17 protein-coding genes are annotated in these 18,777 nt (G+C 39.2%); 9 read left to right on the top strand and 8 right to left on the bottom strand.

Annotation, left to right across the window (positions count from 1 at the left end):
- Positions 1-430: 430 nt before the first annotated feature.
- Positions 431-1,675, top strand: a complete 1,245-nt coding sequence (locus NSU19_RS10160) for an HAD-IIA family hydrolase (RefSeq protein ID WP_339192858.1) — start codon at positions 431-433, stop codon at positions 1,673-1,675.
- Between the two features lie 531 nt (positions 1,676-2,206).
- Here the strand turns inward: NSU19_RS10160 and NSU19_RS10155 are convergent.
- From NSU19_RS10155 to NSU19_RS10135, 5 genes are all read right to left on the bottom strand, one after another.
- On the bottom strand, positions 2,207-2,839 hold the full coding sequence (locus NSU19_RS10155) for a response regulator transcription factor (protein ID WP_063387805.1): 633 nt from the start codon (positions 2,837-2,839) through the stop codon (positions 2,207-2,209).
- Positions 2,832-3,878 carry a sensor histidine kinase gene (locus NSU19_RS10150; RefSeq protein WP_063387806.1) on the bottom strand — a complete coding sequence of 349 codons (1,047 nt, stop codon included), beginning with the start codon at positions 3,876-3,878 and terminating at the stop codon, positions 2,832-2,834. The genes NSU19_RS10155 and NSU19_RS10150 overlap by 8 nt, the downstream gene beginning before the upstream one ends.
- The gene (gene liaF, locus NSU19_RS10145) at positions 3,875-4,609 is read right to left on the bottom strand and encodes a cell wall-active antibiotics response protein LiaF (RefSeq protein WP_066251251.1); all 735 of its coding nucleotides are present in this window, start codon (positions 4,607-4,609) and stop codon (positions 3,875-3,877) included. Before liaF ends, NSU19_RS10150 begins: the two co-directional genes overlap by 4 nt.
- An 82-nt stretch (positions 4,610-4,691) precedes the next feature.
- A complete protein-coding gene (locus NSU19_RS10140; protein ID WP_063387808.1) occupies positions 4,692-5,336 on the bottom strand; it encodes a PspA/IM30 family protein in 645 nt (214 codons plus the stop codon).
- Positions 5,337-5,351: 15 nt separating this feature from the next.
- Positions 5,352-5,693 carry a hypothetical protein gene (locus NSU19_RS10135; protein ID WP_063387809.1) on the bottom strand — a complete coding sequence of 114 codons (342 nt, stop codon included), beginning with the start codon at positions 5,691-5,693 and terminating at the stop codon, positions 5,352-5,354.
- Positions 5,694-6,316: 623 nt separating this feature from the next.
- Between NSU19_RS10135 and NSU19_RS10130 the strand changes: the two genes are divergently transcribed.
- From NSU19_RS10130 to NSU19_RS10120, 3 genes are read left to right on the top strand one after another with little or no spacing between them, the layout of a single operon-like run.
- Positions 6,317-8,353, top strand: a complete 2,037-nt coding sequence (locus tag NSU19_RS10130) for a hypothetical protein (protein ID WP_339196285.1) — start codon at positions 6,317-6,319, stop codon at positions 8,351-8,353.
- Positions 8,340-9,203 (top strand): ATP-binding cassette domain-containing protein, encoded by an 864-nt coding sequence (locus NSU19_RS10125; RefSeq protein ID WP_339196283.1) that lies wholly within the window; start codon positions 8,340-8,342, stop codon positions 9,201-9,203. The genes NSU19_RS10130 and NSU19_RS10125 overlap by 14 nt, the downstream gene beginning before the upstream one ends.
- A complete protein-coding gene (locus NSU19_RS10120) occupies positions 9,203-9,811 on the top strand; it encodes a hypothetical protein (protein WP_339196281.1) in 609 nt (202 codons plus the stop codon). Before NSU19_RS10125 ends, NSU19_RS10120 begins: the two co-directional genes overlap by 1 nt.
- 348 nt (positions 9,812-10,159) lie before the next feature.
- Here the strand turns inward: NSU19_RS10120 and NSU19_RS10115 are convergent, their stop codons facing one another.
- Entirely contained in the window at positions 10,160-11,137 is a 978-nt protein-coding gene (locus NSU19_RS10115) for a LacI family DNA-binding transcriptional regulator (RefSeq protein ID WP_327856345.1), read from the bottom strand.
- A 96-nt stretch (positions 11,138-11,233) separates the two neighbouring features.
- Here NSU19_RS10115 and NSU19_RS10110 point away from each other — a divergent pair, with 96 nt between their 5' ends.
- A complete protein-coding gene (locus NSU19_RS10110; RefSeq protein WP_157727969.1) occupies positions 11,234-11,377 on the top strand; it encodes a hypothetical protein in 144 nt (47 codons plus the stop codon).
- Positions 11,378-12,083: 706 nt separating this feature from the next.
- On the opposite strand, the gene NSU19_RS10105 is transcribed toward NSU19_RS10110, so the two are convergent.
- Positions 12,084-13,313: an IS110 family transposase gene (locus NSU19_RS10105; RefSeq protein WP_027725928.1), complete on the bottom strand. Its 1,230-nt coding sequence runs from the start codon at positions 13,311-13,313 to the stop codon at positions 12,084-12,086.
- Between the two features lie 432 nt (positions 13,314-13,745).
- Here NSU19_RS10105 and NSU19_RS10100 point away from each other — a divergent pair, with 432 nt between their 5' ends.
- From NSU19_RS10100 to NSU19_RS10085, 4 genes are all read left to right on the top strand, one after another.
- The gene (locus NSU19_RS10100; protein ID WP_339196279.1) at positions 13,746-14,687 is read left to right on the top strand and encodes a ring-cleaving dioxygenase; all 942 of its coding nucleotides are present in this window, start codon (positions 13,746-13,748) and stop codon (positions 14,685-14,687) included.
- Positions 14,688-14,728: 41 nt separating this feature from the next.
- Positions 14,729-15,340 (top strand): alpha/beta hydrolase, encoded by a 612-nt coding sequence (locus NSU19_RS10095; protein WP_339196277.1) that lies wholly within the window; start codon positions 14,729-14,731, stop codon positions 15,338-15,340.
- Between the two features lie 1,075 nt (positions 15,341-16,415).
- Positions 16,416-17,348: an aldo/keto reductase gene (locus NSU19_RS10090; RefSeq protein ID WP_094245876.1), complete on the top strand. Its 933-nt coding sequence runs from the start codon at positions 16,416-16,418 to the stop codon at positions 17,346-17,348.
- Between the two features lie 97 nt (positions 17,349-17,445).
- Complete coding sequence (locus tag NSU19_RS10085; RefSeq protein WP_066251226.1) at positions 17,446-18,027, top strand: TIGR00730 family Rossman fold protein; 582 nt, start codon at positions 17,446-17,448, stop codon at positions 18,025-18,027.
- Positions 18,028-18,110: 83 nt separating this feature from the next.
- Here NSU19_RS10085 and NSU19_RS10080 read toward each other — a convergent pair whose 3' ends face one another.
- Positions 18,111-18,695, bottom strand: a complete 585-nt coding sequence (locus NSU19_RS10080; protein WP_066251223.1) for a lysophospholipid acyltransferase family protein — start codon at positions 18,693-18,695, stop codon at positions 18,111-18,113.
- Positions 18,696-18,777: the final 82 nt, after the last annotated feature.

Genomic DNA, 18,777 nt, shown 5'->3' with positions numbered 1-18,777 from the left:
TGCACAGTCTTTTTGAAAAAACTTTTGTCTTATTGCTCAAATTCCCAATATTCCACATCACATTTTCTTCATTAAAACCGCCTTTTTGCTGCGTGAACGATAAATCTATTATAATCATATGTAGAAGTGGAAATAAAGAGAGAAGATTCTCCTCATACAAGCTCATGCAAACTTTCAAGCAAGGCAAATCGTTTTATTGAAACATCTTTTGGTTTGACAGCAAAAAAACTTCTAAAAGTTTTGCGCCAGTTTAAGAAATGGTTCATTGAGAAAACGATTGTTTTAACACGAGTTAGTTTTGAGGTATTTTAAATAAGTTCAAATCTTTTCGAGAAAACGATCACTTTAACTTGAATTAGCTTGCTGATGAGGAGGTTTTTTCAATCAGCTTGTTTCATGCGAAAATGGTTCACTAAGGAAGGATGATTTCATGATCATAGATGATTTTGACGTGTTTTTATTTGACCTAGACGGAGTGATTTACATAGGAGAAAATCCGCTTCCTGGGGCAGTTGAATCTTTGCGGCGCTTGCGTCAAGAAAAGAAAATGATTCGGTTTCTTACAAATGATCCTTGTACTACGAGAGAAAAAATTGCCGGACGGCTCAAGCGAATGGAGATTACAGCAAGTCCAGAGGAAATCATTACATCCGCTTGGTTGACAGCTCAATATTTGCGAAAACAAAATATTCGCAGTGCCTACGTGCTGGGGGACGATCATTTACAGCACGAGTGCAGTCAAGCAGGAGTAATGGTTGTAAAGGGTGAAGAGGAGGCAGAAGCCGTTGTTGTCGGCTGGAGCGGAAATGTATCTTTGTACGATATTCAGGAAGCGGTAAAACAAATACATAATGGTGCGAAGTTTATTGCAACGAATGCCGATATGAGTTTCCCTACTTCGAAAGGTCCTTTGCCTGCAACAGGAGCTGTTGCTGAAATGATACGAGCATCAACCGGGAAAAAACCGTACATTGTCGGCAAACCGAATCCATTTATGTTCCAGAAAGCGATTGAATCGATTTCGTCTAAAGCAAAAGTGGTTATGATCGGCGATAACCCGTTAACTGATATATTAGGTGCTCATCAAGCAGGGATTCAAGCGATTTTAATTTCCAACGGGAAGAATGCACCGTTTCCATCTCCCGGGGATTACCGCAATCCGGATGCGGTGATCGGAAATTTGCAGTCTTTATTTGATGATCGTGTCAAAATTAAACAATGGAATACGCGTGATTTTGCATGGCCGGAGCGGATCGAAGCAGGAGTGGCGGGAATTATTTTTAACGAACAGCAGCAAGTTCTCCTATTAAAACGGTCGGATAACGGACTATGGGGCATTCCATCAGGGCATGTAGAGCCGGGAGAAAAGGTGGAAGAAGCAATTATAAGAGAAATTTATGAAGAAACAGGTCTTGAAGTGGAGGTAACCCGGTTGATCGGCATTTACTCAGATCCGGATTCACAAATTTTTTTATACCCAAATGGCGAAATCAGCCACTTTATTACAACCTGCTTTGAGTGCAAAATCATTGGAGGGACGCTGCGTCAAAAAACAGATGAAACGCTTGATGCACGATTTTTCGCTCCAAACGATCTGCCGGAAAACCTTTTAACGATGCATCCGAGATGGCTGCAGGATGCATTGGAAAAAGAGCATGCTCCATATATACGATAAAAGCCGGAATACTGTTGGGGGAAAATTACGTCTTTTTCAAGTTTCGAGCAGAAGAACCTTATATGAATCTCATTTTACACTGTTCCTAAAGCTAGAAACAAAAGGCTTATTAGGAAAGGCTGCTATTTTTCGGCAGCCTAGATAGTCATGCTAGGACTTTTGTTCATCTATTGTTTTTTTAAGAGAAAACTAGTTTTTGGCGGAAAACGAATAGGAGGATTTCTGATTTCTTTTACCGATTATTTCGATTTCCGCCATCGTTTCGCTTGAGATTTTTGAATTATTTTTAGCCGATTTTATCAAGCGTTCACATGTTTATATTTGCTTTTGTCGACGAATATGCATTCATTTGGGAGATGAATAACATCGCTTACGTATGTGATCTTCTATTAGGATGGGAAAACTAGCAATTTTTTTGTTTTGATTATATATGTAAAATGATACATAAATTTCGAATGAAAACGGTTTTCCTGTATTTGTCTTTCGGTGAAAAACCATTCCACATTCTCTTTTCTTCGCTTATTGCCAATTTTACTTGATTAGCGAATGCTTGAACGCATAAATGACGGCTTGGGTGCGGTCTTGAACGCCCAGTTTGCTTAAAATGTTGCTGACGTGAACTTTGACGGTTTTTAATGAAATGAACAACTCATCTGCAATTTCTTGATTTGATTTCCCTTGAGCCATTAAAAGCAGCACTTCCATTTCTCGGTTTGTTAATTCTTCATGAGGATGGCGGTTTTGTTTTTTATTCATTCTTGCCATCATTTTCGTTGTCACTTCAGGCTCTAAGACAGATTGTCCCTGATATGTTGAACGGATCGCATCGGCGATTTCGTCTGCTTTTGAAGTTTTTAACATATAGCTGACAGCACCGGCTTCAAGGGCAGGGTAGACTTTTTCATCATCGAGAAAGCTTGTGACAATAATGATTTTTGCCTCTGGCCATTGATGAAGTATTTCTTTTGTCGCTTCAATCCCGTCCATTTCCGGCATGACGAGGTCCATTAAAATAATATCAGGCTTTAATTGTAAAGCTAGTTCAATGCATTTTTTGCCATTATCAGCCTCGCCGACGATTTCTATGTCAGGCTGGGACGATAAAAAAGCCGAAACGCCGATTCTTACCATTTCATGATCATCAACTAGTAATACTTTAATCATTTTTATCACCTTCATCTGTTAACAACGGTACTTTTATTTCCAATCTAGTTCCTTCATGAGGGACACTGACAATTTGCAATGTTCCGCCGATTTCGGCTGCACGTTCATACATGTTTTGCAAACCATATGCTCCTGATTTTGCCGATTGAACGTCAAATCCTACACCATCGTCGACAATCCGTAAAATGGCCATATTTTTCCGTTTGATCAGCAATACTTCAAGTGTATTCGCTTTGGCGTGGCGAAGAGTGTTTGACACCGATTCTTGCAAAATGCGGAATAAATGGTCTTCAATCCCTTTATCTAGAGGAAATTGCTCTGTCTTCCATTGGATGTTCATCGGCACCTTTTGCCGCAGCTCTGTGAGCAGTTCTTCAATTCCAGTTTGCAAAGATTTACCTTTTAAAGGGACAGGCCGCAAATGCAAAAGAAGAGCGCGCATTTCAAGCTGGGACTGCTGAATAATTTCTTCAACTAAATGGATTTGTTTGCTCGTTCCTTCATCGATTTTTTCCTTGTTTCCTTTAACAGCAGAAATGAGCATCGAGGCCGCAAACAAGTTTTGACTGACAGAGTCATGCAGCTCGCGTGCCAGCCTTTGCCTTTCTTGTGAAATGATTTCTTCCAATCTTTTTTCTTGTTCTTTTGCGTTTTCACCTGCAAGTTTTTGCGTTAATTTCGTCTGTTCAATGAGATGATGCTGCACTTGGTCAATTCGAAGGTTGATTTCATCTAATTCTTTAATGTTTATATGTTCATTTTGTTCAACCGTTTCTCCTTTTGTTATTTTTTTTAGTTTGTCTTCAATCTTGTGTAGTTTATCTTTAAAAGGAAGTCCGAATAGAATGCCGAAAAGCAAGCCGATGGCGCTGCTGATTACGAACGTGAAGAGGATAAACGGAATATCAAGAATTTTTTGTTTCCATAGTAATGTCCAATTAGGAAACAGGAACGTAAGCAAAAGCGAAACAGTGAAAAATAAAAAAGTGACTACTGATGTTACTAAGCAGATAATAATTTGTCTTTGCAATACATTCATGTTCTTTTCACCTCTATTCTGCCAAAGGTTATAGAGGTGATGATTTTCACTTTTTGGGCAGATTCATGATAGTTTTTGGACTCATATCGAATTGTTTCGTTCCATACATTCGGTTCACTATAATCAAAAATGGAGTAGGAGCCGATGAAACCGGAATGGTGGACGGACACTTCCAGCTCGTAAGGAACAATTATTTCGATATTGCCGATAAGCTTTCGGATGACAATCACCGCTTCACCTTTCGGAAGAATCGTATAGTTTAAATCTATTACTGTATCGCCGATGCCTGTTTGAATGTTGACATCGTTCCATCTGTATATTTGTTCTTCGGTTCGCTGCGTTCCGAACAATCTGTTTTGAAAAAGAGGCGTTTTGGAAAATGTCTCTTCTTGCGAGAGGATTGGATCTGCTTCTTCAATTTTAGGAGACTTTTTAGCAGCTACCTGCTTGTTTTGAACATAGTGAAAAATAAAGTAAATGAAAACAGCAAATAGAAGCAGTCGGAATGTAAACATATTGAAAAAAGATAGAACGCCGCCGATTATTCCGATCCAAAATAACAATAATCCTGATTTTTTCGGCATTCTTTTTCTTCCAATATATACGCAAAAAATCATCATCATTAGGAAGAAAAGGGCCTCACCATTGAAAAATAAAAGCTCTGCGATGAATAAGATGATGCCAATGACGAAAATCCATTTTGTAAAATCTATTTTCGATTGATGAAACACGAGGCTCCTCTCCTTCCTATTAGTGTGAACATAAATATGGAAAGGCGTAGAGAACTACGCCCTTATAGCATAACAATTTACGTTAAGAATTTGAATCCGTTTCTTGATTTTTTAATTCTTTTTCAAGCTTTGCGATTCTTGCATCAAATGTTAATGTATCGTATCTGTTGTTGATTCGATTTTCCAGTTCATCAAGGTAATTCTCTATTTCAGCAAAGCGAACAAAATGGTTCTTTTCGGAATTATGCTGCTCAAGAACTTGGTTGATCCGGGAGTAGGCGCGTGCAATATTTTCTCGTCCCATCAGCTCCATGCGCTTTATATGCATATCTTTTAATTTATGTTTCATTTCTTCATATTTATGTTCTAAGTCAATGAGCTGTTTCGTTGCTTGTTCAAGCGCTTGTTTTAATTTTGATGCACGCTCCTCATACTGCTGCTGCTCGTTGATGGCAAATTGATGCAATTCTTCTTCTTGCGCTTTCAACGCAATTTCGGCTTGATATTTTCTTTTTTCTTTTAAGTGTTCAGCATGGTTGTATTCTCTTAACAGCTCTTGTTTTAATAATCGTTGGCGTTCGATTAATTTTTGAACCTTTTCAACTTCCTTTTCACATTGGCGCAAATATTCATTTAATAGCGCAATTGGATTCCTTTGTTCCTGTTCATTCAATAAATCATGTAAATCGGCCATAATCACATTTTTTAATCTCGTAAATATGCTCATTTTTTTCCCCTCCATTTATTGTCGTTTTAGTGATTCCCATTGTTTTTCAAAATTGGTGAATGGATCGTCTGACACATACGGATCATTCGATTTTTTCCAATTATTAAAAATGAGATAAAGCACATATGCGGCGATTAAACCGAGAATAGCTGGGACATTTGCAGCTGAAACAGATAGTGCAATCAGCCCGACAATCCCCCAAAACCATTTTTTTGATTTTTTGTCGGATTTCACAAATTGTTTAAACGAAAAGTATAGAACAAGCAAACTGATAAGAAGTCCGACGATTGAGCCGAGATTGGCGATTAAAACTATTGCGGCTATTGCACCTGCGATGAACAAACCAATTTTTTTCATAATTTGAATGACCTCCTTTCAATTTTCATCTTACCTTTTGTGGTCGCTGCTCATAACGAACCTGAGGCATATTTTGAACTACGACTTGAGGCGTATTTCGATTTCCTTTCAATGATTATGTTCTGCTTAGGATCATGGTTAGAAGGGAGGAGGCTGTTTGGAAAAGCATTTGTTTTTTCCGAAAATCGATAAAGAAGACAATTCAGGTAAGCGTAAATGAAACAATCTAGAAAATAGAATCATTCAGTGTTGATGACATCGATTGAGAAAAATCATTCACTAATCAGTACGAAGACTGTTTTGTAATGATGTCTTTAATGAAAAAAGCAAAACGAAGCGAGTCACAGGGGCTGTCTAATAAGTCGATTTTCCGGATTATAGACACCCCTTTACTGTTTTAGAAACGCTGATATAGTTTCGTTTTCAGTGGATTTTGACTACTGGACAGCCCCGGAAAAAGAAGATTGAAATCGTTCGAGTACAAATGATTTGATACAAGTGTTTTTTTATCATTTCGTAAATTTTGAATAAATAATGAACAATTGTTTTATTTTATTGACCTTGATAAATCATCTTCATTAAAATTAACTAAAAATTTACAATTTTTTGTTAGGGGTACAAAGATGAAACAGTTTTTCCAGCTGCAATTTTTTTATGTAAAGCGGTTGTTGTCGCTTAAACTGTATTGGATTTCATATGTTCTGCTGCTCGGGTTTACACTGTTTACAAATATCAATTACGATAACCGATTTTTGTCTACCTCAATATCTGCTTTGGCAGTGCCGATGCAAATCCATTCTATTTTGATGATGCTTTCAGGCTTTCTGCTGTTTCGGGATGAAATGAAGTATGGGATTTTGACCATTTATCACACCAACTGGAAAGATCATTTGTCCGTCATTGCTGCTGTATTTTTTAATCATTTTTTGATTTCTTTTCTGTTTTTTTGTTGCTACTATGCGGTATATTTCATTCGTTTTATAAACATGGGGATCCTGAACAGCACGTTTTACAGGGAATTTTTAGTTTATTTATTAATTTTTTGGTTTCTGGAATTTCTGCTGTTTTTTCTAATCGGAAGTTTAACAGCGCTGTTTTTCAATCAAAAGAAGTTTTCATTTTTATTGATTATTTTGCTATGGCTCGTTTTTGCACCGTTTAATTCGTTTATTTTTTCCAGTATCATTCCAGAAACGTTTTACATTTATCCTGAAATTTCTAAAGTTCATTTTGATTTTCTGCACCGTTTTTATTTCGATCGTTGGATTGAATGGCAGTCGTTCTTTTGGTTTTTGTTTTTTATTGGCTTGTTGATTGTGTATTTCTTAGTTGTTATAAAAGACCGTCTTCCTCGTCTATTGGTTCTTGCGATGATGTTTGCCGTCATTTTGGCTGATATTTTCATTTTTACGAATTACATGGACTTTCAGGCTGCGGAGGGGAACGAAAGCGAAGTCGATGATTTGGTTGATTTAGCGGAGTTAAAACGGAATTATGACATAAAATCGGTCGATATCCAAATCGATCATGATCATTCCTTAGCTTTTCATGCAACAGTGCAGCTTGGTTTGCATCAAAAAACGAACCTCGCCCATTTTTATTTAGATGATTCTTTCACTCTTTTAGATGTGGTGGATAAACAAACTGGTCCGCTTCCTTTTAAACAGGAAGGATCGCTTGTTACCGTTCAATGGAAAGAAAATGTAAAAGGTGAACGAACCATTCAATTTACTTATCAAATTTCAAAACTATTAGAAAGAGAAGTGAAAAACGGTTTTGTTTTTACAAATCAAGAGGCTTGGATGCCTGTAAAACCGTCAGTCCCGCTCATTTTAAGAGAGCATCGCTATTCCTTTATTCAAAATCCGCTCGCGAATCATGAGTCCGTTCGTTACACTGTCGCTTATAAAGGACGTTATCAGCTGTACACTTCTTTAAATGAAACGTTGACTGAGAAACAAGCAGGCGTTTCCAATCAAGGTGTATTTTTAATGGCAGGAGATCTTACGGAGAAAAAAGTTCAATCATATCACCTTATCCAGCCAAGTATATTAAAGAAAATGCCGGAAGATTTTGACGAAAGAATTGAGGATGCACTAGTGCTTCAGCAATTGCTGGCAAAAAAGCTCAAGCTTTTGCAAAATTCTCGTCCATTGAAAAAAATCGTTGTCTGTCCAATCGTAATCAGCCATTATGTTTTCCAAAACAGTCTCTATATGAATCTAGATACAGATCATTATGATCAACAGGAACATTTTTCATTTGAATTCGAGGAACCTATTTATGCGATGCTGTTTCCGGAAGGGGCGGATTCCGTGTTCACCTATCATTTGCAGCGCCTCGTTACTATGCTCGTCAATCAGGCTTTCCATCAATCGGCTTCAGGCTACACCAATCAGACAGAGAGTGACTTACACCAATATATTGAAGATTTGATTGAACAGCACTGGGACGATGGAACAATTGTGCTAGTAGAGGATGAAAAAGACAGGGAAGTGGTGCGGTCAATTCTTCCAATCTACAAGCGTTTAACGGAAGAGCAAAAAGAGCAATTTTTATACGATTTGTACCATCATATAGATCTTTACGCAATCGATTGGCAAACATTTTATGAAAAATTTTTAAAAACATATGGAGGATTAGCCGATGCTTCGAATTGAACGGATCGAAAAATCTTTTCGCAAACGAAAGGTGTTATCAAATATCACACTCAATATTGAAGGAGTTTATGCCTTAATTGGTTCAAACGGTGCAGGGAAAAGCACATTGATGAAAATTTTAGCTGGATTGATAAAGCTTGAACATGGCACAGTTTCATTAGATGGAAAAGAGCTGGTAAAAGGAAGGTATGTGAAACACGATAACAAAATCGGGTTTCTGCCGCAAGAATTCAATATTTATCCGAACGTTTCCATCGAGGATAGTTTGGAGCATCTCGCCATTTTAAAAGGACATCACAATAAAACGGAACGACAACATCTCATTGCTTCTATATTGAAAGAAGTCAATTTAGCTAACGTAAGCAATGTAAAAATGGGGCATTTGTCAGGCGGAATGAAAAGGCGGGTGGGGATTGCGCAGCTTATGCTGGGAAATCCGAAAGTTTTGATTTTAGATGAACCAACGGCAGGGCTGGATATTGAAGAACGGCTGCGGTTTCAACATCTGATCCGCAAAATCAGCAAAAACTATATTATCATGATCTCATCGCATAATGTTGACGATATAGAATTATTATGCACGAAAATCGGGATGTTAAAAAACGGCCGAGTCGTTTTTGAAGGAAGCCCGGAAGAACTAAAACAACGTGCAAGCGGGAAAATACGTGAAGAGATCGTTACGGAACAAAACCTGGATCATTATTTCAATCATTTTGATGTGATCACTGTAACAGAAAATCAAGGCCGCTTTTTGGTGCGGATTTATGATCCTCTTAATAGCCAGAAAATGCCGGCAGCGCCAAGAATGGTGGACGGCTATGTTGCTGTCATGAGAGAGTGTGGGGTATAATGAACGATTTAAGAAAATTCTTTTACTTTGACCGGAAATCGATGGGAATTCTCTTTTATTTTCCTTTTATAGTTTGGGCGGTTTTTGCGATTGTCCTCATGTTCAACGATTTCGAAGAGGCTCGTTTTTTTCAAGGCTTGCAATATATTTTTCTTCCCATGTATTGTTTTTGGCCTGTTTTCCGCTATAGTGAGTTATTGGAGGACGGGGCATGGGAAACATTGATCAATCTGTATAAAAAGCACGCCATTATTGATTTAATGCGATATTACACCGTGATGAATTTGTTAATGATCTTGTTGTTTTTCTTCCGTAATCTAGCGGATGTGCCTTGGCATTTAATTTTATTCGCCTTGCTGCTCGGGTTGAATTTTTTGCTGATTGGTGCGTTATTGATTTTATTGGTCAAAAATGTAGAAATGGCGTTCGGATTCATTGCCATTTATACGGTTGTCGAATACGTGACAAACGGCGAACTTATACCATGGCCGCACTTTTTTTACAAATTCAACTCGATGGCTGACGGAAATGAAGCGTTTGTTTATGCAGCAAATATTTTGAGCATCGTGATCGCAAGCTTGCTGATAAGAAGAAAATTAACGGAGTAGGAAAATTGTTTTAAAAAGCGGTTTGGGGAAATAACACTCCAATTTTAAGGATTTTCATTGCTATGCAATTGAAAACATCTGTAAGGCCATTTGTGATTGACGTACACTTTGCTGTCGGCCAAAAAGGGGAGTAAGTATGCAGACAAGTTGTTAACCAGCTTTGAGTAGTAATCGATGAATTTCACACTGAACGTCAAAAGAAAACGGAATATGGAAAAAGACGCATGCAAATCGTCAAAATGATTACAAAATCAAATGAAAAATCCTGCCAAGCTGCTTCGGTTTTTGCAGATGATCGTTTGGCAGGAATGATTTGAACTCTAAAGAGGGGGCATCCTTCTTCATGGGTTACACAGTTTTCCGCTCAATTAACCGAAAGGGGAGAGTCATCTTCTTATTTGTTTGCTCCCGTTTTTCTTTACAATGAATAATCGATTGCACCGCAAGCTTCCCCATTTTTCTTATTGGGATTTCAATAGTAGTGATTCCCATGATGTCGGCAATAGGCTGATTATCAAAGCTTAAGATGGCAATGTCTTGAGGAATCTTTATTTTATATTGTTTGGCACTTAATAAGATACCTGCTGCCACTTGATCGTTTGTAACAAAAAAGGCAGTCGGTTTTTTCTCTAAATGCTGAAGCTTTTCCATAAGCTGTTTGCCGTCAGTGATCGATAGGCATTTGTCGAAGATCCACTCGCTTCGAATCGGTTCGCCTAATTCCTTCATTTTTGTTTTATAGGCTTTTCTTCTTTTTTTACTGTTTGGCCCTTCCATTCGTCCTAAAGTAAATGCAATTTTCGTATGACCTTTCGAAATTAAATAGTCCAAACCAAACTGAAATGCCTGTTCATGCGGAATGCTCAAAGAAGGGAAATGGCTTTGGTCTGAATCTTCGCAAAGAACGATCGGTCCAGCATTTTTATATTCTTTCAATACATCAAAGGAAATGGCTCTTGAACAAAAAATGACACCATCCAATAAGGTTCCCCGCAACAATTCCAATGCTTCAAGCTCTTTTGCTGGTTCATAATTCGTTTGAAAGAGAACAAGCTGCAAATGATGCTTGATCGCTTCCTCCGAAATCCCTTCCACAATGCTGCTAAAATAAGGATGATCGATTTTAGGCAGGACGACGCCGATCAAATTTGAAAAGCCTTTAGACAAGTGGACTGCATGAATGTTCCGTTTATAGTTGATTTCTTCTATCACTTTTAAAACCGCTTCTTTTTTTTCGTCACTGACATATGGATGATTATTTAAAACTCTCGAAACCGTTGTAACAGAAACACCTGCAAGCTTTGCAATATCACGAATCGTTGCCATGAAATATCCCTTTCTTTTAAAAATCCTTGACCTGAAACGCGTTTCATACATTATGTTGATGTTGACAAAGAGATGAGTTTGAGGGGGGGGAGGAATATGATGAAAGGATTACTTATTTTAATTGGCTTATGTCTTCTTGAAATCATCTTAGCAAAATTGGCGTTAAAAGACAAAGATGCTTTGTTAATGGATTTTGCTGAGTTCTTTGAATTAGATGATAAAAAAGAAGATCAGAAATGATACCTGTCCGGTTACGGTATTCAACTTCATTTGTCTACATTTGCTAAAGCCATACGGATTTACTAATATTAAATTGCAACGGTCATTCCGATCAGTCTGCAAAAAGCAATTTGCTTTTGCATGTTTTCGGTTTATCTGAAAGCAGCTGGCGGATGCCGGCTACTTTCAGGATGTTGCGTGTTCATCACCAATCTTAAATTCGACTGTGTTTGCCGAGCCATCACAAAAAAAATTTATGGAACGGCCGATAGCCCTTGCTGCGGCCAGAACAACAATTTCTGTAACGATTTTGCGCGTAAGAGGAGAGGGAGGTTTCTCTTCGCATTCAAACGCTGCTCTTGCGATTGCTTTCATTTTGGTAAGGATGGTATTTTAGTGAATACGGAACGAAAAGAGATGAAAAATTCAACAGATCAGCTTTTTGACAATAAATGAAAGATTTGATAAAATTATTTCGAATTAAAAATAATTTAATTCGAGATATTTTAATTCGAAATAACGACCCGTTAAAATAATTGATTTACAAAAATGAATCGCGTAAAGAAAATAATAAAGTCCTGCGGTAATATGTCAAGGTGAAAAATCATAGAAATTGGAAATTCCCTTGTCCGATGATCCGAAAAAAGGCAATACTGAAGAAACCCAGTATTGGTACATGTAATAAACTGGGTCTAAAGGTTGATATTGGTATACCAGATCGATCCTCTTATCGATCTTCCCCCTTTCTTGGCGTGTAGATTTGACCGTTGCGTAGCAGCGCATCGATCACACGCACGAGTTTTCTAGCGGTGAGGACGAGGGCTCGTTTATGTTGGTGTTTGGGCACTTCCTCATACTTCTTCCGGTAGTACGCACGAAACGTCGCATCATGCCGTTGTACCGAGTTGGCAGCCTCCACTAGGTAGTAACGGAGATAGCGATTGCCGGAACGAATGAGGGAGGTGTCCTCGGCTTGAAAACGGCCCGATTGGTGCTTGGACCATGTCAAGCCGGCATATTTTGCCAAGGCGGCCTGATTGTGAAACCGCTCGATTTGCCCGATTTCGGCCAGGATGCCTGCGGTATAAACCGGTCCGATGCCTGGGATGGTTTGCAGTGTGTTCGGAATGCCTTCAAGATGGCGGGTAATGGCTTTATCGAGCTCTTTGAGCTGCGATTGCAGGCTGCGGATTGATTGAATCGACAGCCCTAACAGCAAGTCGATGGAATCCTCGACACACTTGGACAACCGATACGACGAACGGGCCGCCTTTTGAATCGACTTGGCGATGCATTCCGGATCGGCAAAGCGATTGCGCCCTTTTTGGCGCAGGAAGTCGGCCAACTGCTTGACATCCATTTGGCAGATGTCATCGAGGCTCCACGACTCAAGCAGCAGTTCGAGAATGGCATGTCCGAAGATCGAACTGTCCACCTCTTGGGTAAAGGAACTGCATTTGTAAAACAAGTGCTGGAGAAAATACTGTTTCTCACGGGTTAACTGGTGGACGAGATGATATCGCATGCGTGTCAGTCGCTGAAGCGCGAGAAACTGCTCCTTGAGGACAGCCGTCATCTTCAGACGGCCGAAGCGAAGCCGATCCGCAATGATCCAAGCATCGATGTCATCCGTTTTCTCCAAGTCGACATAGGCTTCTTTAAACTTGCGAATGAGCTTTGGATTGATCGTAAACACCTTGACGTTCCAAGCCTGCAAGGCCTCCTGCTGGTGGAAAAACATAGCTGGATGCCAACTGTAGACCGAGGTGGCTTCCATCCCGATCAGAATTTCGGTTGGCTTTCGCTTGTTAGCCCACAGGAGGATTTGATCCCGAAGGAAGGTGGCGCCCAGAAGATGATTATCCACTTTGAAGCGTGCGCACGTATTTCCTTCATGATCCATAATGCAGGTGGCTAAGTCGCGTGAGCTCACGTCGATCCCGACGTAGAGTTTCATGAGATCACCTCCTATTGTTGTAGGATCGAGGGGTAGGACTCTTCGGGATGCCCCCGGATCGCGCCTGTTGACCAGTCACCCTCGCATATGAGAACTCACGTTGGACCATGGGCTGCCCTGGAAGCTGCTCCTTCCAGCATGGGGAAAACCAACGGGAACAGCCTGCGGGTTAGACGTCCAAACAGGGGCCGGGGAGACAGACTTTACAAGTAGTCGAAGCTACAGGAGTGAGAAGAGTATCCCCGATGATCCTAAGACCATTATCCAGGAACATTGCGAAAAGTCCAACCCCGGTACGCTGAACCCTTTGTGGGAGGGGCGCGCCCCTCCCACAAAGGTAACCACCCAAGATATGCGATTGTCAAGGAGCGTATCGGACTGGAAATTCGATAAAAAAACTTTCTGAAACTTAGTATACGAGGAGAATCAAAGATGAAAAAGAAAACAGCTGGAATTCATCATATTACTGCTATTGTCGGCCATCCGCAGGAAAATATTGATTTTTATGCTGGAGTTTTAGGGCTGAGGTTAGTTAAAAAAACTGTGAATTTCGATGATCCCGGCACGTACCATTTTTATTTCGGGGATAAAGAAGGAAAGCCAGGGACACTGATTACTTTCTTTCCTTGGCCTGATGCGTATCAAGGAAAAATCGGCAAGGGTCAGGTGGGTGTAACTTCTTATGTGATACCAGAAGGTTCCATGAGCTTTTGGCAAGAAAGACTAGATAAATTTAGAATTCCGTTTACAATGACAGAACGGTTTGGTGAGTCACTGCTTGTATTTCAAGACCCGCACGGTTTGAACATTGAGCTAGTGGAACGAAAAGAAGGAGAATTAAATCAATGGGAATTTGGCCATGTCACCTCTGATGTTGCCATTAAAGGATTTGGCGGCGCCGTATTATATTCATCATTTCCTGAAAAAACGTCAGAGTTGTTGGAGAATATTTTTGGACTTCAACGAATTGGAAGGGAAGGAGATTTTATTCGTTTTCAGTCTCCAAGTGAAATCGGCAATGTCGTTGATGTAAAATTTACTTCTTCCGGACGCGGCATCATGGGGGTTGGAACAGTCCATCATATCGCGCTTCGGGCAAAAGACGACAACGATCAATTAGAATGGAAAACATCTTTAGAATCAAATGGATACAGGGTAACGCCAGTTCAGAATCGAAAGTATTTTCATTCTATTTATTTCAGAGAGCATGGTGAAATTTTGTTCGAAATTGCAACAGATCCTCCGGGTTTTGCAATTGATGAATCTTTAGATGCACTTGGAAAAGAATTAAAGCTTCCGGAGCGTTACGAAAAGTATCGGGAACGGTTGGAAAATAAGTTGATGCCAGTGGAAGTCCGTAACCTTGACGAATAAGAAAAGTAATGCTTAATAAACGCTGAGAAGGAGAAAAAACGATGAAACATATTTTTCAAAAAGGAAGCAATCCGGCAAAACCGACACTCCTATTGCTGCATGGAACCGGCGGAAATGAGTTTGATCTTCTTCCCATTGCAGAAATTATTGATCCAGAAGCATCGATTTTAGCTGTGCGCGGAAATGTAATGGAAAATGGAATGCCGCGTTTTTTTAAAAGACTTGCCGAAGGAGTTTTTGATGAAGAAGATCTTGTTTTCCGTACAAAGGAATTAAACTCGTTTTTAGATGAAGCAGCGCAAACATATCGATTTGATCGAAATTCTGTAATCGCAATCGGTTATTCCAACGGAGCAAATATAGCAGCCAGCCTTTTATTCCATTTTCGGGATGCGCTAAATGGAGCCATCTTGCATCATCCGATGGTGCCGAGAAGAGGGATGGATCTGCCGGATCTATCAGGAAAAAACATTTTTATTGCAGCTGGAAAGCGTGATCAAATTTGCTCTCCTGAAGAATCAATAGAGCTTAAAACATTTTTAGAAAATAACAACGCAAATGTGCACTTGCATTGGGAAAACGGAGGACATGAGCTGACTTTATCAGAAGTTCAGGCAGCATCCAATTGGTACCGGCAGCTTTATCAAAAATAAGCTGTGAAAGATACCAATAAAAGCAAGTAAATTGGATCAAAATGTTTCCAGCAATCAATTGGCCGTCATTCCAAAATGTTTATAACAAAATGCGGAAGGAAATTGGGCGTGCTCTTCCATTTGTAAATGTTTGTCATTTTCAAGGCTCGTACATCATATATCAAAAGAGCTGCTTAATTCCACGCAAAGCGGATCAAAAATGATCCGTAATGCAAAAAGTTTCGTCAAAGTGCGGGAGTTCTTATATTTGAAAAAATGTTTATCAACTTTGAACCTTGTGCATCAAATATATTAACAGAGCTGCCGAATTCCACAAGATTTACAATAGAAAATCGTGAGCGTTCGGTGGATTTTATGAAATCAAGATAAGTATTCGCAAAATAAATGTTTTGACAGAGGCATTAATTTGCAATTTTTCAGTAATGCTTTATTCTGTTTTAATTAATTGATATAATTGCCGAAAAAAAGAATATCCTTCTAAATAAAAAGATTGAAAGTAAAGGACGGAATTGCTTTCAAGCAAACAGTGGGGCTGTCCGATGAGTTCCTAAAATGAAAGATTTTGAGAAATACAACTGTGAAGGACAAAAATAATGAAATAAAATTTATAAATGTTCTTTATAGAGGCAATGAAGTCCAACAAGAAGCGATTGTATGTGCTGAATGTCCGTCATAAAACTTTTGAAGAACCTAATGAAGAAAGAGAGCAAAAGAAAAGTCCTTCATAAGACTTCTGAAGGATATAAAAAGATTGAAAAAAATTGTATGTCCGATAAGTCTCTAAAATAATGCTCCCAAAAGTCAGTTAACCCTACTTTTGGGAGCCTCTATATTTTGTTATTGCAGCAGGCTGCAATCGCTTAAGATATTTTTATGATGCTTTAGACAACCTCAAGAATTTGAACATAATGGAACAAACAATAAACAGTCGAGCAACTGCTGCTTGAAAATGAATAAAAGAATCCTTTCATAATTTCATTTATAAAGCCATAATAATATTTAATAGCTTATTAGTTAAAAAACTGATTTTTCTGATAGAATTTGTTATAATGTAAATGAAAGGAGTTGAAATATTGTGACAAAAAAGACTAGATTAGGCAAGACCGATATATATGTGAACCCAATCGGGCTTGGAACAAATGCTGTTGGCGGGCACAACATTTTTCCAAACCTTGACGATGAAACTGGGAAAGAAATCGTTCGTACAGCTTTGGATCATGGAATAAATTTTTTGGATACGGCATTTTATTACGGTCCTGAGCGTTCGGAAGAAATTATCGGTGAAGTCGTCAAGGAGTTTGGCCGTCGTGATGAAGTAGTCATTGCTACTAAAGGTGCTCACAAATTTGTAGACGGAAAAGTTGTTCTTGATAACTCTCCCGATTTCCTTCGCGAGTCGGTCGAGGGCAGCCTGAAACGCTTAAAAACGGATTACATAGATTTATATTACATTCATTTTCCGGACGAAACGACACCGAAGGATGAAGCTGTCGGTGAATTGAAGAAGCTTAAGGATGAAGGGAAAATTCGTGCGATCGGTGTGTCGAACTTCTCGCTCGAACAATTAAAAGAAGCGAACAAAGATGGGTATGTCGATGTAATTCAGTCCGAATATAACTTATTTAAACGACAAGCAGAAAAAGATTTGCTTCCTTACACGGCGGAAAATGGAATATCGTTTATACCATATTTTCCACTTGCCTCAGGTCTATTAAGCGGAAAATATTCGAAAGATGAGAAGTTCAATGATTCACGTGCACAAAATCCTTTGTTTCAAGGGGAAGCATTTGCGCGTAATCTCGAAAAAGTCGAGCAATTGCGTCCAATCGCAGAAGCGAAAAATGCTGAAATTGCTCACGTTGTGCTAGCATGGTATTTAACGGTCGATTCCATCGATGCGATCATCCCTGGTGCGAAGAAGCCGGAACAGGTACTTGACAATTTAAAAACGTTAGATGTCCAGTTAACAAAGGAAGAAATAGAGAAAATCAGTCAGATTTTTCAATAATTTTGCAAAAAAGCTGTGATGGAAATATCCCATTCACAGCTTTTAATAGGACTTTCTCATTCGTCAGAACGTTTAGAGAAGAAGCAGGAGTGGTAATATGAGACGTGTTTGTGTTTTTGCAGGATCGAATCCGGGAACAAATCCTAAGTATAAAGAAGCAGCTATCAAACTAGGAGAAGAATTGGTAAAAAACAGGCTTGAGCTCGTATATGGAGGCTCCAGCATTGGTCTGATGGGAGTGATTGCAAACACCGTATTAGAGTTAGGAGGCACCGTATTGGGCGTTATGCCGACGAATTTATTTCAAGGAGAGGTTGTCCACAAGCATCTCACTCAGCTTTATGAAGTAAATGATATGCATGAGCGGAAAGCAAAAATGGGAGAGCTTTCAGATGCGTTCATTGCTCTTCCCGGAGGCTATGGTACTTTTGAGGAAATATTTGAAGCGGTTAGCTGGGGGCAGCTTGGGATTCATGAAAAGCCTGTGGCGTTGTTAAATATCGATGACTATTACACGCCGGTAAAACAGATGATTGAGAATGCGGTAGAGGGAGGCTTCATGCCTGAAACGCATAAACAGTTTATGATTTTTGCAGACAATCCCTCTATATTAATAGATAAACTTCGTGCGTACAAACCGCCTTTGAAGACAAATAAGTGGATCGAACTAGATCGATAAATGAAAATATCAGAACTTTACTTCGCCTTTAGCTTTCTGATCAGTTTGTCTAAAAATGACAAGCTGATCAGAAACGTCAATGTTTAGTCGTTTATGCTTTTTTCAAGAGCTTTCAGCTTATGTTCAAGCTGTTGAAGCGCATCATCAATTTGATTTGCATTTTTCTCTAAATAGATTGGTTCGCCAAATGCAACGACAGCTTTTTTCCCGGCAAAAAAATCTTTTAAACTTTTTGGACCATGATAGGTTGCAGGCAATATGGGAACGCCGGCTTTCATCGCAATTGTAACCGCGCCTCTTTTTAAAGGAACTTCCTCGTCTGTTCTTGTGCCGCTCGGGAAAATTCCAACAACTTTATTTTCTTTTAACAGTTTCAAAGGAATTTTTAGTGCGCTCGGTCCAGGATTTTCACGATTAACTGGAAAAGCATGCATCTTTTTCAAAAACCAACCTATGAGCGTGTTCTGAAACAATTCTTTTTTGGCCATATAATGGACATGAATTGGAAAAAGTGCTGCGGCGAGCAAGACTACATCTACCCAGCTGCGATGAGAGCATGTAACAATAAAACGATGGTCTGCCGGAATATGCTGCTTGCCTTTGACTTCTAGCAAACTAAAAATTTTAATGATCAATATTGCAAGTTTTCCTGCTAAATGATAAATCATTTTGTTCCCCCCCCCGAATGACTTCCAGAAATATGTTTGCGTTGCAAAAGATCTGTATTTTCGGTTAGGGCGCATGTCGATT

Origin of the sequence: Aeribacillus sp. FSL k6-2211, assembly GCF_037966125.1 — a bacterium.
Lineage (GTDB): Bacteria > Bacillota > Bacilli > Bacillales > Aeribacillaceae > Aeribacillus > Aeribacillus composti.
The sequence above is the reverse complement of the archived record's forward strand: the minus strand, read 5'-3'. Positions and strand labels throughout refer to the sequence as shown.

Excerpts from the sequence above, each read along its gene's own strand:
- NSU19_RS10105 (WP_027725928.1), bottom strand. The coding sequence starts at position 13,313 with ATGAAACTCTACGTCGGGATCGACGTGAGCTCACGCGACTTAGCCACC.
- NSU19_RS10160 (WP_339192858.1), top strand. The coding sequence starts at position 431 with ATGATCATAGATGATTTTGACGTGTTTTTATTTGACCTAGACGGAGTG.
- NSU19_RS10155 (WP_063387805.1), bottom strand. The coding sequence starts at position 2,839 with ATGATTAAAGTATTACTAGTTGATGATCATGAAATGGTAAGAATCGGC.
- NSU19_RS10100 (WP_339196279.1), top strand. The coding sequence starts at position 13,746 with ATGAAAAAGAAAACAGCTGGAATTCATCATATTACTGCTATTGTCGGC.
- NSU19_RS10085 (WP_066251226.1), top strand. The coding sequence starts at position 17,446 with ATGAGACGTGTTTGTGTTTTTGCAGGATCGAATCCGGGAACAAATCCT.
- NSU19_RS10130 (WP_339196285.1), top strand. The coding sequence starts at position 6,317 with ATGAAACAGTTTTTCCAGCTGCAATTTTTTTATGTAAAGCGGTTGTTG.
- NSU19_RS10115 (WP_327856345.1), bottom strand. The coding sequence starts at position 11,137 with ATGGCAACGATTCGTGATATTGCAAAGCTTGCAGGTGTTTCTGTTACA.
- NSU19_RS10110 (WP_157727969.1), top strand. The coding sequence starts at position 11,234 with ATGATGAAAGGATTACTTATTTTAATTGGCTTATGTCTTCTTGAAATC.
- NSU19_RS10150 (WP_063387806.1), bottom strand. The coding sequence starts at position 3,878 with ATGAATGTATTGCAAAGACAAATTATTATCTGCTTAGTAACATCAGTA.
- NSU19_RS10095 (WP_339196277.1), top strand. The coding sequence starts at position 14,729 with ATGAAACATATTTTTCAAAAAGGAAGCAATCCGGCAAAACCGACACTC.
- NSU19_RS10080 (WP_066251223.1), bottom strand. The coding sequence starts at position 18,695 with ATGATTTATCATTTAGCAGGAAAACTTGCAATATTGATCATTAAAATT.
- NSU19_RS10120 (WP_339196281.1), top strand. The coding sequence starts at position 9,203 with ATGAACGATTTAAGAAAATTCTTTTACTTTGACCGGAAATCGATGGGA.
- NSU19_RS10140 (WP_063387808.1), bottom strand. The coding sequence starts at position 5,336 with ATGAGCATATTTACGAGATTAAAAAATGTGATTATGGCCGATTTACAT.
- NSU19_RS10135 (WP_063387809.1), bottom strand. The coding sequence starts at position 5,693 with ATGAAAAAAATTGGTTTGTTCATCGCAGGTGCAATAGCCGCAATAGTT.
- NSU19_RS10125 (WP_339196283.1), top strand. The coding sequence starts at position 8,340 with ATGCTTCGAATTGAACGGATCGAAAAATCTTTTCGCAAACGAAAGGTG.